Below are 12461 nucleotides of genomic sequence, written 5' to 3' on the forward strand. Positions count from 1 at the left end.
TTATAAGGCGATAGCGAGATGAGCATTATGAATCGAGATCGGGCGGGCCGAACATGAGGATATTGGCGCCTTTGGCGAGCCAACTATCGCCGGCTGCAATCGCCATGACCTGGGCCTTGGAGACCATGGGCACGGCGTCGCAGGCGAAGCTGTCGAGCGTCTTGCCAGGCGGCAGATGCGCCTCGGCGAGGTGGCGTTCGATCCTGCGATGCGCCCGCTCGGCCAATTCATGCTCGGCGATGGCGGAGAGGAATCGAGCGGCGGGCCATCCTTCTCTGTCGGCCTGTTCGGCGAACTGCGGCCAGAGCGTCTTGATTGTCGGCAGCCGGAGCTCGTTGAGCATGATGCCGAGGCGTGCTTCATCTATTGTGTGGATGCTCTTCATGCGACCTCTCCCGCGCAGGCCGTCCCGATCAGGACTTCATAGCCATTGAGCGATGCGAGTTGCACATGAACAGTCGGCAACCGGGCCGGATCCGGGCCGAAGAGCGCTCTCAGGGCGGCCAGATCAGGCAGTTCGCCGGCGTCGAGCGTTCTGGCAAGCTCCTCAGCCAGTTCACGCTCGCAGCCACGATCATGAGCCAGCGCCAACAGTTCGACGGCAATCTTGCAAGCCTGTTTGTCGGGCAGTTGCTCGATGAGAACGTCGAAGGCTCTACGATATTCCAGCCGGGGAAAGAGTTTGTCGCGATAGACGAGACCCCGAAGCGCCATCGGCTTCTTGCGCAGGGAATGAATGACGTGCCGGTAATTGACGACCTGGTCGTGCCGGCCGTCGGCATGGCCGCGTCCTCGGGGCAACGTCATCAGATGCGCCCCGCCGATGAAGACCTCGAGGCGATCGTCGAACAGCCGGACGCGAAGCCGATGTCCGATCAGACGGGAAGGCACAGTGTAGAAGACATTACGGCGGCTGACGATCTCATCGATGAAGGCGCGGTAGGAGCCGAGATCGTCGAAGTCCCTGGTGCCGCGCATCAGTAGCGCATCGCGGACCGCGTTCTTGAGATGGCCGTGGGAACTTTCGATCGAGCCGTTCTCGTGCGCGACGCCCTTGTTGTTGCGCGTCGGCGTCATGCGATAATGGCCGCACAGTTCCTCGTAGCGATGCGTCAGATCGACCTTGGCGTCGGCATCGAGGTTACGGAAGGCGGCCGACAAGCTGTCGCTGCGATGATAGAGCGGCGAACCGCCGACCGACCACAGCGCGTTCTGTAGGCCCTCGGCCAGAGCGACGAAGCTTTCGCCGCCAAGGATGACATGGGCGTGCTCGAAGCCCGACCAGACCAGCCGGAAGTGATAGAGCAGATGGTCGAGCGGCTGGCCGGCGATCGTCACGCCGAGGCTGCCCATGTCGGTAAAATCCGACAGTCCCAATCGACCGGATTCGTGCGTCTGACGGAAGATCACTTCCTGCTCCTGACCGTGAACAGCCCGCCATGATCGGATACGCCGCTCAAGCGTGCGGCGAATACCTTCGGACAGTTCCGGATGACGCCGCAGCATCTCATTGTAAACGGCGACCGCACGGATGCCGGGAGCGGCCTTGAGGAGCGGAACAACCTCAGCATCGAAGATGCTCAAGAGGATCGGGGCGACGCCGGTCGCGCGGCGGCCTGCTCTGCGATGGAAGACGCGCTTCCTTCTCGATGCGGTAAGCTGTCGCCCGGCTGATCGACGCCTTGCGGCGGAGACCTCGATGGAATTGTTTTGTCGGTACTTCATAAAAAGCCTCGTCTGATGATCGGTTACATGGCGACCCGGCACAAAGGTGATTCTCCATTCTCAGAAAATCACCCACGCTACCGGGCCAACCGCGATCATGAGACGCCGAAAAATTGCGCCGCGGCGGGAGTGTAACTCCGGTCGGGCTACGCCCTCCCTTCGTCACACCCCCGCCGCCGAGTCTCATCCTGATTGACGCTGAGTCTCACCTTGATTGTCGCCGCGCATGTGGGGCTTCAGACCGCCTCCGGTTTCATCTGAGGCATTTGTTTTGGATGTGGTTGTGGAGACGATTGCGAAGATTCGCCGCCTTTCGCTGGTTCACGGGAAGTCGATCAAGGAGAATCTGCCGGGAGCTGAGGACCCGGAAGGTGGTTGGAGCGCTCCCCGTTTGAACGGACAGGCAACGGGTTGCCCGTCTCTCTCGTGCTCTCAATTGCACCAATGTTCGCGACGATTACCCTTCACCTGAGGGCACCTGCGCAGGTGCGGCGACGTGAGAGGCCGCTGATTATTCCTGTTCGATCGGAAATGGTGTGATCGACCAATCGATTGAGTCAACGGCACGCTGAAGTATTGCCTTTGTCCGATCATGGCTGGGTGAAGCGGCGATGACATGTCCGATGCAGTCTCGGTAATCGCCTTTCCTGACGATCGGCGTGTTGGGTTTGACATAGAATTTGACCTCGGCGACACCTGGTATAGCAGCCGCCCGACTGTCGCCATCGATCCAATCGAGGATGCCGTCGCTATCGGGAATCAGGAACCGCTCGGTCGCAACATGCGAACGCCTTTTGTGCAAATCCCATTCGTCGCCGATCACGAGCTTGATGTGCTCGGTGACGAGATCGATACCGTAAGCCGCCTGAACCGTTTGAGCACCACCGCCAAGACGCGGATTGACCTCAATGACGACTGGGCCACGCTTCGTCCACCGGAGCTCAATGCACGTTGGCCCCCAGCCAAGGCCGAGAGCTCGCAAACAGCTCAGCGAAACATCGGCGATACGCTCATGCTCGTCATCGGTCAGCGGGGCGGGAAAGATGCCCTCACGAAAGACGAAATGCGGTGGGGGGCCGAAGTCAGCGGCACCAATCGCAATGACCTCATTTCCCATTATATGAGCGCTATACTGTGGACCTTGTGCGAATTCTTCGACCAGTACCCTCGGCGAGGACTGCCATATGTGCTTCCCGCCCAACAGATAGGTCGTATATTCGGCCAACTCGTCGACATTGCGGCACAATCGGACACCGATGCTGCCGGCGCCGACAGCTGGCTTAACAACCACCGGCAGGCCGATCTCCGCGGCAGCGCGTTCCACCTCCGTCGCATTCGCTGCCACGCGATAAGCAGGTACTGGAACGCCAGCCTTCGCGAGGAGCTGACGTTGAGTGAATTTATCGCAGCACCGTTCGATGGATGCAGGGTTCGGTCCCGGTAGCTCGAAGTGCCGGCAGAGCTTGCCAACTGTCGCAGAGACCGACTCGTCGTCGCCCGCAAGGCCAGTAATGCCAGCAATGTCATACGTCGCACGCAGCCGAGAACATTCGCGGATCAGCGCATCGAGATTGTCTGTATCAACACGAATAGCCTCAAGGCTTTCCGCCGCAAGATATTCGTACTGAGCCGGATCAGCCGCCAGGGTAATTGGATGAAGACCAAGACGCTGGGCCGCTTTCACGTATAGCAGACCATTGCTCCTTGCGCCCTCAACCAGGATGAGCGCTCTTCTTGCCATTGGCTTTGATCCTCCGTTGCGTGCTGTGCGGCGGTCCGAGGCTTAAAATCTGCATCAGCTCTTGCCGTGCCGGACCCCAGACTCGCGGTGAACATACCATCGTCACCGATCTGCGGTCGCAAAGATCCTGTAAATTTAGTTGAAGGATCTGTTGCGACGTTTTGGTTGCCGGCGGCGTGACCCGGAGCGTCTCAACGAATTAGGTGGGTGCGATGTTCATGGGACGCTAGTTCGACCTGTAAAAGCTTAAGCTCAATCTAATCGTCATCCGAAAGCGTCATAAGCCGAGGCGTAAAGGAGCGCTCGTGCTCAGGACCGATCGGCGGCAGATGGCATATGGACGAGACCTATATCGAGGTCCGGGACCAATTGGATATTTGGTACGACAGTTGCGGATTTGATCGACGCTTGTAGTGCGCGATGGCGGCGTCAGCCTGATGTTGCCTGCGCCAGAGCGACCAGGCGATGATGAAGGATGCGCTGATTGGCGGCCGGAGCAGAAGCCGCGCCAGGAGGTAGCGGATATTCGGTACACTAGGCACGAGAACGGTCATGATGGTCAGGCGGCGATTGGCGCCGTTGGACTCGTTTCGTTCGGTTTGCTCCAGGCGGCGCGGCGCAGGTCGGCGGCCAATTTGGCGAGAAAGGCTGCTGCGGCCATGACCGGCCTCATGTGGCGGTGCCAGCCGTGCCAGGAGCGCGCCTCGCAATGGTCGGGGCCGAGATCGTCTTGGCGCGCTCGAAGCATTCCTCGACCGCCCAGCGCAGGCCGGCGGCACCGGCCAGTTCGGCGACGCAATGTCACCCATGCGATGCGGGCGAGTTTGTTGGCCAGCGCCACGACCACCGTGTTGCGATGCCGCCTGACGAGCAGGCTACGCAGCCACGCGCCCAGCAACGTCTGGCTTCGGGCCAGCGACGGCAAGGCCGCCCTTGCCCCATGGATCAGCAGCGTGCGCAGGTATTTGTTGCCGCGCTTGGAGATGCCGAGCAGCCTGGGTTGCCGCCGGTGGTATGTTGCCGGGGCACGAGCCCAGCTATGCGCCAAGATCACGGGCTCTTGCGAAGGTCGTGCCGTCCCCTACAGCGGCGACGAGAGCGGTGGCATTGAGAACACCGATACCGGGGATCGACGTCAGGCGCAGAGCGGCTGCATCGTTGCGAGCCAGTTCGACGAACTGCCGATCCAAAGCCTCGATACGGCGGTCGAGATCAAGCCATTCCTCCCGCATCTCCGCAAGCAGGCGGCGGATGCGGCTGCCGGCCATGAGGTCCGGATCGACGAGCAATGCCTCCACAGCCTGCTCGAGCTTGCAGCGTCCCTGTGCGATAGTCGTGCCGCGCTCCAGCAGAATGGCGCGCAACTCGTTGGTCAGCGTCGTGCGCGCGCCCACCAGCCTTGAACGAACCGATGCCGCGACTGGATGTCTAGCTGCTCCGCCGTCTTCAGCTGGACAAATCGCATCGGTTGGACGTGTCGCGGCTTCGGCGACGGCTTCAGCGTCCCGATCATCGTTTCTTCTCTGGTTGCCGCCCTTGATGCAAGAAGCCTTCCTGATGTGCCCGGTGATCGAGTGCGTTCTTCTCTCAGGCCGTTGCGGCCTTTCAAGAAACCGCGGGCTGGTGATCTGCGGATTGGGTTCAAATCTTCTGCAAGAGCTTTCAAGCTCGGGAACGACGGCTGGTTTTCCTGATCCAGATCTCTTCGATCATTGTGCCCATTCAGGTCATCGACTTCCTACACCTTCTTCACCGGCGCCAGTTTGTGTGGTGATGCATCCGTCATGCAGCCACAACTCGCGCCGGATTTCGATAATCCTCTTTCTTTGTCATCATCGCCCAGATCGCCCGCGCCACCTTGTTCGCAAGCGCGATCGCGACCAGCATGAGCGGCTTGCGACGCAGCATCCGTGCCAGCCATGATCCCTCGATGATGGATTTGCGGGCCAGCACTGTCAGGCCTGACATGGCACAGATGATCAACAAAGATCGGATATCGGTCTGGCCAGCCTTCGACACGCGACCAAGTCGCTCCTTGCCGCCGGAGGTGTATTGACGTGGCACGAGCCCAAAGCCAGGCCGCAAAGTCTCGCCCGCGTTTGAAGCTGTTCCATCGGCGGAGCAAAGCCGCTGATCGCCAACGCGGTCTGGGGCCCGACACCAGGCATTGTCTGCAGTCGCCGCGCTGTATCGGTCACCAGGGAAAGGGTTTGGCCTTTGCAGTTTTGACGTCGATCCGGGCGGTCTTTTCAGCAATCTGTTCGAGCAGATCAAAGCATTCCTCGCGCACCAGAGCTGGCAGGTCACTGTTCGGCTCCTCCAGGATACTCTCAATCGGCTTGATATGGGCGATCCTTTCGGAATGATGTGACCATATTCGTACAGCACCGAACGCAGAGCATCACAAGCTCGGTGCGCTGATGGAGGAGGCGCTCCCGACCTCGGAATAACACAGCGCATGCCTGCTGATCTTCCGACTTCGGCTGTACAAAACGCATCTCCGGGCGCTGTGCTGCAACGACGATTGCTTCAGCATCGGCAGCATCGTTTTTCTGCCGTTTGACAAAGGGCCACACATATTGAGGGGCGATCAACTTCACCTCGTGGCCAAGCTTGACCATTTCTCGGGCCCAGTAGCTCGCGCTGCCGCATGCTTCCATCACAACCACAGCAGGCGGCTGGCATGCCATGAACTGCCGGAACCGCGACCGCGTCAGCTTGTTACGGAATCTCAGATGCCCCGTCATTGTCGCACCATGAAGCTGGAAAACGTTCTTTGCCAGGTCCACCCCGATCATAGTATCTTTGATTTGCCGTCCTCTCCTTCTCGTGGCGTTGAACACCACGACTTGGCACATTGCGATGCCGTCTGGGGAGGGCGGCAACCTTCCCATCTTCTGCGCCGTGCGTAAGGACGCAGTATTGGTGACATCAGCAGGACCTCATGTCCCTGGTCGCTCAGAAGCCGACCCAGATGATGCGCGCCGCAGCAAGCTTCCATAGCAACCGTGCAGGGCGCAAGCTTCGAGGCGAAGCTCACAATCGTCTTCGGCATCCGGCGGCGCAGCACCACCTTCCCGTCCGCATCCAATCCCGCAACGCTGCAGCTGTTCTTGCCAAGGTCAATTCCCAGTATCATGATCGTCATGGCTCGTCCTTCTCCGGTTCCAAACACCGGCATCCTAGCCGATGCCTCAAAGGAGGGCGGGCCATTCCATAAAGACGGCGCACACCGCGGAACAGCAGCGCCCCGACGTCCTGCGCCGCCGCAGAGCCTGGTTCGATGGCCAGATCGATCTCGACCCCCTAAACCTGATCTTCATCGACGGGACCGCGGCATCTACAAAGATGGCGCGGTTGCGCGGACGCGGCCTGCGCGGCGAGCGGGGGGCGGCGGTCCCTCATAGTCACTGGAAGACACCAATATAGCGCGACGATCTGGGAGAGAGGTCGCTCTCATTTTGATTGCCGCGCCGCACACCATCTTCACGGCCGGCCTGCGGTTGAACGGCATCGAGGCGCCAATGCTTGCTCGATGCCCCTATGAATGGTTCTGCATTCCTCGTCCGTGCAGAGCAGGTTCTCGCACCCGAGCTTCGCCCTGGCGACATCATGGTCATGGACAACCTGCCGGCCCACAGGATCAGCCGGAGTGCGCGAGGCGATTGAGAAGCTGGGTACGCGGCTTCTCTTCCTGCCGCCATACTCTCCCGACTTCAACCCGATCGAGATGGCCTTCTCGAACTCAAAGCCCTCTTGAGAAAGGCCGCAGTCCGAACCATCGATGATCTCTGCTCGGTCGTGGCTGACTGCCTCTCAGGTTCAACCCCAAGGAATGCAGGCATGCCCAGAATAAGTCGAATCTGCTCTATACGACGAGTCATGTCGATCGATCGCGATCTGTGCTACATGCCGGCACCCGAAATCGCGGGGCGATTCGCTGGCGGTGACGCCGTCAATCCGTTGCTTCTGCTTCGTCTGTCCGGCCGAGGGGACGAGGCACTCTCGATCGCAGAGGAGCTCGACCACGAGGCCAAGGCCGGCAAGTTCCGTGGCCGTGACCGCCACTGCGCGCATGCCCTCTGTCACGAACCTGAGAGTTTCGTCGCTCTAGTCTAGTGCGCGGCTTGCTCCTTCGGCGGGCCACTCTTCGGAGTGCTACAATCCTCACGGTTTGGGTGCCTGAGAGTTTCCGGGGCGGTTGCTCCTTCGGCGCCGGGCGAGCGCGGTCTCTCCCGCGATGACCTTTCCTGACGCAGCGTCGGCAGCGCGCTCTGAATGGCGCATTTCCCACCGCGAGAAAGTTCAATCTGAAGCTGGACGTGCAATGGGCGCTTCAAACGCGGGCCGGACTGCCAGCTTCAGCGCAACCCGCCGAAAGCTAAACCGTGGCCCGCGGTCGAACTTGACACGATCGAGCGCAATAATGCTCTGGAATTTTCGGACAATGCGGTTGGTATAAAGCTTTGTCTTGACGAAAAACGTCAAAGGCCTCGACCTCCTCCCGTCACGATCAGCACAAAAATCGGCGTCGCCCGTAACCATGTAGCACTGGGTAAGCTCCTTGGCCGCTTGCATCGCGCGCTTGATCTCATCGACAAGGTCGAGACGCTCACGGTCCGGCATGAGCGATTTGCCAAGCGCCTTCGGATCCACTAGCGAGATGCCGCAACGATACGCCGGCCGAACGCAACTTGTTCACTCGAAGCACCCATGAGGCAGCTGAGGAACCGACAAGTTCCGCGATTTCGGCAAAGTAGTACCGGTTGCTCTGTTGTTGGGCTGTAACGATTGTTCGATCGAGGTCGTCCATCGCGTGATGCCAGCCGTATTTAAGGACTTTCATAATCGCCCAAACCTGTGCGATTCATATTCCATTTTGCCCCGATTGGCGCAACAGAGGAAGCATATCTGGTTCTGCGACACCTGACACATGCGCCGATCTTCCCAGCGATCCAGGCAGGTCCCGCTTAAATCCAGCGGTCGCGCCACGTTGCAAAACACCGCTTCGTGCGGTCCGCATTTCAAAAGTCGATGCATTTTGGCGCAAACCTACGTCTCTCATGCGACATATTCCTGAAGGTGGCAATCTCGTCGAGACCTATTGGGTGGCACATGGCTCCGAAATTCTCAGCCATTTCTATGGCCGGTGTCCCATTCTCGAGATCGGCGCACGAGCGGCGCTTGCAGAAGGTGCGTGGAGCGATGTGCGCGCGAACCTCGACGTACTCGTTGTTATCGGCGCGGCCATCTCCGGTATCTCACCGGAGCCAAGAGAGGACGCGGAAAATTCTGAGCCGTACACCACGCGACACTCTCTTGCGCGTGATCCGTAAATTGGGGACCCGACATGCACAGCGTTGAAACTTTCCGGGATCTGCAGCGCGAGGCAACCGAGTGGCGCCGCTACCTCCATGAAAATCCAGAGCTCGACTTTCGGTTAGACAACACGGCGCGGTTCGTGACCGAAAAACTGGCTTCGTTTGGCATCAATCACATCGAAACGGGGATCGCTGAAACCGGCATCGTCGCATTGATTCAGGGCGAAGGCGGAGACGGGCCGACGATTGGATTGAGGGCGGATATGGATGCCCTGCCAATCGTTGAAGCGTCAAACAAACCATGGTCCTCGAAAATACCGGGCAAGATGCATGCATGCGGCCATGACGGCCACACGGCCATGCTGTTGGGCGCCGCAAAACACCTAGCGGCTACGCGAAACTTCAAGGGCTCCGTCGCCTTGATCTTTCAGCCCGCAGAAGAAGTAGAACTGCCATCGGGCGGCCTAAGGATGGTCCAGGAAGGGATCATGGATCGTTTCGACATATCCCAGGTTTTTGGCATGCATATCCAGCCAGGCACAGAAGTCGGCACATTCGGCATCTGCCATGGCCCAATCATGGGCTCGCAGGACGACTTTGATATCGTCGTGAAGGGCAGGGGCGGCCATGCGGCGTCGCCGCATAGGACCATCGATCCTGTTGTCATTGCAGCACAGATCATCCTTGGTTTGCAAACCGTGGTCTCGCGTAGAACGGACCCCTTGGAGTCGCTGGTGATTTCCGTCACCAAGCTGAACGCCGCACAGGCCTACAACATCATTCCTGATCACGTTGAAATCTCCGGAACCGTCAGGACTCTCGCATCCGGCCTGCAAGATTTCGCCGAACGAGAAATTTTGGCCGCAGCCCAAGGCATTGCGCGCGGATTCGGCGCGGATGTAGACTTCAAATACCTTCGGTCTGTCCCGGCTACCTTCAACCACCCTGAGGAGACCAATTTGGCGGTCACGGCGGCACGAAGTCTCGTGGGTACAGCCTCCGTGAACGATGCGGTCAGAATATGCATGGGCGCGGAGGACTTCGCTTATATGCTTGAGGCGCGGCCGGGAGCCTACATTCTGCTCGGTAATGGGCCGACCGCTGAGTGTCATAACCCGGCGTTTGATTTCAATGACGAAGCCTTGTCTTACGGCATTGGCTATTGGGTGAAGCTGGTGGAGACGGTTTTGCCCGTCTAAAATGTCGCGAGATTGAAGCTGGTAAGGCGTGGAGGCCACAAAACCGATCCTTCGCTCGAACGGGTTCATTACTTGCGCCTGTCAGTGCGATTGGGGGGTCTGCATGGTAGATTATTCCAAGCTCGCTGTGATTGCCGAAGTGCTAACCATCCGCAGGAAATTCAGGGGCAACTCGATCATGGCGCCGCCGCGATGGTGCACCGGACGTAGTGAGCTGTTGCCGTGACGCTGAAAAGGTAACCGACCTGCTGAAAAACCCGCCCAGCATTCGCCTTCGGCCGCAAGCGCCTCCTGCGTGCGGATTCCGACGCGAAGCCGACCGCCATTCCGATCAAAGACCGGCCAGTTTTCGGCACTGAAGATTACCTCCTGGGTCAGCAACTTTGGCATCAAATGCCCCGCGGTAAACGGGGAGATTTTGATGCCGGCGAAGAGAAGGCTGATCATGAGACAATTGCGTCAAATGCTTCGGCTTGCCGGAAGCGGGACGAGCTCACGCGACATAGCAGCCATAGTAGGGATAGCGAGCAGTACGGTGCAGGATAACCTGAAGCGTGCGGCAGCAGTTGGATTGAACTGGCCGTTGCCGGGCGAACTGACCGACGATGCGCTCGAGCACAAGCTTTCAGCTGCAACGGCGTCAGGCAGGCACACGGCAGCGCACGGAGCCGAACTGGGCCGATCTTGCGGTCGAGCTCAAGAAGCCCGGCGTCACTTTGCTCATCCTCTGGGAGGAGTATCGAGAGACGACGCATCCCGAAGGGCTACAGTCGCTTTTGTGAGCTCCTGCGGGGATTCAAGCAGCGACGGTCACCGACAATCCAAGGTCTTCGTGGATTGTTCCGGCAACAAGATCCCGATTGTCGATCGCAAGACCGGCGAGATCCGCGAGGCGGAGATCTTCGTGGCGGTGCTGGGCGCCTCCAGCCACACCTCGCCGAGGCGACGTGGCCGAGACGCCCTCGGGATAAATCGAAAGTGGAAAATGGAGTGCGTTTCGCCCAATCCTGCATTCTGGGCGTCTGCGCAATCAGGTTTTCTTCTCGCTGGCTGAGGCCAATGCCGCCATTGCCAGGCGCTCGATCGCATCAACGACCACGGAATGCGCCGGCTGGGCATCAGTGGCCGGCAGCTCTTCGAGGCCGTCGAGCGCCCGGCTTTGGCCAGTCTTCCACCGGAAGATTACGAGTTTGCCGAATGGCGTTAGGCCCGCGTCTCGACGGATTACCACGTCGAGTTCAAGGCCTTATTTTATTCCGTGCCCCACGGCCTCATTCGGAGCAGGTCGATCTGAGAGCGACCGCGCGCACCATCGAGATCTTCTACCGTGGCAAGCGCGTAGCGGTGCATCAGCGCCGATACGGAGGTCTGCGCCATGGAACCGATCCGGACTACATGCCTAGTTCCCATCAGCGCTATGCCGAGTGGACACCGGAGCGCTTTCGACGCTGGGCTGTCAAACGGCTTCCAAAAGTGACCCCGGATTGGAGTGCGCCCCTGAGGGTGGACAGATCGGCTGAGGGATTGACCAGTCTTGTCGGGTTTTCGAAGAGAGAACCATGGCAAGATATCGCACACACAGCATCGAGTTTAAGCGTCAGGTCGCGCAGGAATATCTATCGGGCGAGACGCTGCATGGATTGGCAAAGCGCCACGATATCCAGCGCCAATTGATCCGCGTCTGGGTCCGCAAGTATGAGGAAGGCGCTCTTGATGAGGATGCGCAGGCGGCCGATCTCATCCAGGAATATGAGGCTCGCATCGCTGCGCTTGAACGGCTCGTCGGCAAACAGGCTCTGGAGCTGGAGTTCCTAAAGGGGGCTCTGAAAAGCGCACCGCTGCCGAGAAGCGGGATTACGTCCGTTGTCACCGGCCCCGTGGCGTCTCCGTCGCGCAGGGATGCCGGCTGATGGGCATTGCGCGTTCGACCTATTATGATCGCCCGGAGCGGCCGACTGACGACACTGCAATTGTCGAAGCCATGTTCGAAGTCTGCGATGTATTCGAAAGCTATGGCTACCGTCGGGTTGGCGCCGCCTTGCGGCAGCAGGGCCTTGTCGTCAATCACAAGAAGATTCGGCGCTTGATGCGCGAGCACGATCTGCAGCCGAAAATCAGGCGTCGGTTCATCGGTTCATCGCCACGACTGACAGCGGTCACGGCTGGCCGATCTATCCTAACCTGGCCCGAGACTTTCTGCCGATCGGTCCGAACCAGCTTTGGGCCGGCGACATCACCTATGTGGCGCTGCCGACGCGCTTCATCTACGTCGCCATCATCCTCGATGCCTGGTCACGCCTCGTCGTCGGCTACGCCATCGGCCGGTCCATCGACGCACGCCTGACTACCGCGGCCTTGCAAGCCGCTATTGCCCGCAGACAGCCGCCGCCTGGTTGTATTCACCACTCGGACCGCGGATCGCACGGCGGATTCAAGCGGTCGTCGCAACACCAATTGTGTTCACTCACGACAGCA

At 59.6% G+C, this 12461-nt stretch carries 9 protein-coding genes, 8 pseudogenes and 1 riboswitch; of the genes and pseudogenes, 8 read left to right on the forward strand and 9 right to left on the reverse strand.

Going from position 1 to position 12461, the window contains the following annotated elements:
- Positions 1-40 precede the first annotated feature (40 nt).
- From AU465_RS04835 to AU465_RS36240, 7 genes and pseudogenes are all read right to left on the reverse strand, one after another.
- A pseudogene (locus AU465_RS04835) lies at positions 41-385 on the reverse strand (ATP-binding protein); the annotation flags it as partial.
- Complete coding sequence (gene istA / locus AU465_RS04840; RefSeq protein WP_281396682.1) at positions 382-1725, reverse strand: IS21 family transposase; 1344 nt, start codon at positions 1723-1725, stop codon at positions 382-384. The gene istA and the pseudogene AU465_RS04835, both read right to left, overlap by 4 nt.
- 511 nt (positions 1726-2236) lie before the next feature.
- Positions 2237-3466, reverse strand: coding sequence for an ATP-grasp domain-containing protein (locus AU465_RS04845; protein WP_192244533.1), 1230 nt, complete (start codon positions 3464-3466; stop codon positions 2237-2239).
- Positions 3467-4025: 559 nt separating this feature from the next.
- A pseudogene (locus AU465_RS38005) lies at positions 4026-4261 on the reverse strand (IS701 family transposase); the annotation flags it as partial.
- A gap of 73 nt (positions 4262-4334) precedes the next feature.
- Positions 4335-4986: pseudogene (locus tag AU465_RS36225) on the reverse strand (IS110 family RNA-guided transposase); the annotation flags it as partial.
- Between the two features lie 262 nt (positions 4987-5248).
- Positions 5249-6264 (reverse strand): annotated as a pseudogene (locus AU465_RS37680) (IS110 family RNA-guided transposase).
- 95 nt (positions 6265-6359) lie between these two features.
- A pseudogene (locus tag AU465_RS36240) lies at positions 6360-6614 on the reverse strand (hypothetical protein); the annotation flags it as partial.
- A 71-nt stretch (positions 6615-6685) separates the two neighbouring features.
- Here AU465_RS36240 and AU465_RS36245 point away from each other — a divergent pair.
- Both AU465_RS36245 and AU465_RS04870 read left to right on the forward strand, forming a co-directional pair.
- Positions 6686-7305, forward strand: a pseudogene (locus AU465_RS36245) (transposase); the annotation flags it as partial.
- 43 nt (positions 7306-7348) lie between these two features.
- Positions 7349-7585, forward strand: a complete 237-nt coding sequence (locus AU465_RS04870; protein ID WP_192244537.1) for a hypothetical protein — start codon at positions 7349-7351, stop codon at positions 7583-7585.
- 41 nt (positions 7586-7626) lie between these two features.
- Positions 7627-7714, reverse strand: a riboswitch (glycine riboswitch).
- A 57-nt stretch (positions 7715-7771) separates the two neighbouring features.
- On the opposite strand, the gene AU465_RS36250 is transcribed toward AU465_RS04870, so the two are convergent.
- Entirely contained in the window at positions 7772-8092 is a 321-nt protein-coding gene (locus AU465_RS36250) for an Lrp/AsnC ligand binding domain-containing protein (protein ID WP_246505873.1), read from the reverse strand.
- Between the two features lie 724 nt (positions 8093-8816).
- Between AU465_RS36250 and AU465_RS04880 the strand changes: the two genes are divergently transcribed.
- Entirely contained in the window at positions 8817-9986 is a 1170-nt protein-coding gene (locus AU465_RS04880) for a M20 aminoacylase family protein (protein WP_192244539.1), read from the forward strand.
- Positions 9987-10097: 111 nt separating this feature from the next.
- On the opposite strand, the gene AU465_RS04885 is transcribed toward AU465_RS04880, so the two are convergent.
- A complete protein-coding gene (locus tag AU465_RS04885) occupies positions 10098-10433 on the reverse strand; it encodes a hypothetical protein (RefSeq protein ID WP_192244541.1) in 336 nt (111 codons plus the stop codon).
- A 158-nt stretch (positions 10434-10591) separates the two neighbouring features.
- On the opposite strand from AU465_RS04885, the gene AU465_RS04890 reads away from it, so the two are divergent.
- From AU465_RS04890 to AU465_RS04905, 5 genes and pseudogenes are all read left to right on the forward strand, one after another.
- Positions 10592-10768, forward strand: coding sequence for a hypothetical protein (locus tag AU465_RS04890; RefSeq protein ID WP_192244544.1), 177 nt, complete (start codon positions 10592-10594; stop codon positions 10766-10768).
- 458 nt (positions 10769-11226) lie between these two features.
- A pseudogene (locus tag AU465_RS37685) lies at positions 11227-11280 on the forward strand (hypothetical protein); the annotation flags it as partial.
- A 265-nt stretch (positions 11281-11545) separates the two neighbouring features.
- On the forward strand, positions 11546-11896 hold the full coding sequence (locus AU465_RS04895) for a transposase (protein ID WP_192244546.1): 351 nt from the start codon (positions 11546-11548) through the stop codon (positions 11894-11896).
- Positions 11896-12102, forward strand: a pseudogene (locus AU465_RS37690) (IS3 family transposase); the annotation flags it as partial. The gene AU465_RS04895 and the pseudogene AU465_RS37690, both read left to right, overlap by 1 nt.
- Before the next feature lie 86 nt (positions 12103-12188).
- Positions 12189-12461: DDE-type integrase/transposase/recombinase (locus AU465_RS04905; protein WP_312891202.1), on the forward strand; the 273-nt coding region annotated here is incomplete at its 3' end.

Source organism: Mesorhizobium silamurunense (assembly GCF_014843905.1).
Taxonomy (GTDB): domain Bacteria; phylum Pseudomonadota; class Alphaproteobacteria; order Rhizobiales; family Rhizobiaceae; genus Mesorhizobium; species Mesorhizobium silamurunense.